Origin of the sequence: Novosphingobium sp. TCA1 (assembly GCF_009811895.1) — a bacterium.
Classification (GTDB): Bacteria; Pseudomonadota; Alphaproteobacteria; order Sphingomonadales; family Sphingomonadaceae; genus Novosphingobium; species Novosphingobium panipatense_A.
Genome location: NZ_BLJH01000123.1, coordinates 1 through 840, shown reverse-complemented (window position 1 = coordinate 840; position 840 = coordinate 1). Strand labels below are relative to the sequence as shown.

The 840-nt window shown below is 61.1% G+C and carries 1 protein-coding gene; it reads left to right on the top strand.

Annotation, left to right across the window (positions count from 1 at the left end):
- Positions 1 to 73 precede the first annotated feature (73 nt).
- Positions 74 to 840, top strand: a protein-coding gene (locus NTCA1_RS28340; protein ID WP_374705225.1) for an IS5 family transposase whose coding sequence is annotated in 2 segments (ribosomal slippage) — positions 74 to 395 and positions 395 to 840 — 768 coding nt in all. Because the reading frame shifts where the segments join, the coding sequence is not laid out codon by codon here.

The following is an 840-nucleotide window of genomic DNA, read 5'->3' as shown; positions in this document are numbered from 1 at the left end:
CTAGGTCACATACCCATAAACAGGATTCCCAAAGCGTCAGCGATCTGATTCATTCTCCGAGAAGGGGATTGATATGGCGCGGTTCGATTTGACGGATTTCGAGTGGTCGGTGATCGAGCCGCTGCTGCCGACGAAGGTGCGAGGGGTGCGGCGTGTCGATGACCGCCGGGTACTCAACGGGATATTCTGGCGGCTGCGGACGGGCGCTCCCTGGGCCGATATTCCTGCGCGATACGGCCCGCATACGACATGTGTGAACCGCTTCAACCGCTGGCGCCGGGCAGGACATTGGGCGCGGATATTGGAAGCAGTCTCAGCCGCTTACAAAGGCGATGTTCAGATGATCGATAGCTCCTCGATCCGGGTTCACCAACATGGCGCCAATGGCGATAAAAAGGGGGACCCGGTTGCATGGGCCGTTCGCGCGGTGGCCTGACGACCAAAATCCACGCGCTAGTCGATGCCAATGGCCTGCCGATCGCACTCAAGCTCACGGCCGGCCAGGCGCACGACGGCCGTAGCGCTGCCGACATGCTGGACACTTTGGGTGATGGGGACGTGCTGCTCGCCGACCGCGCCTACGACAGTGACGCGCTCCGGGTCGAGATGGCCGCTCGCGGCGTCTGGGCCAACATCAAGCCCATGCCGAACCGCAAGCGCCGCCCCGTCTTTAGCGCATTCCTCTATCGGTATCGCAATCTCGTCGAACGCTTCTTCAGCAAACTCAAGCAGTTCCGCGCCGTCGCCACGCGCTACGACAAGCGAGATGATAACTTCCTCGCCTCAGTCCAGCTTGCGTCCATACGCATTTGGCTGCGCCATAATGAGTCGGTGGCCTAG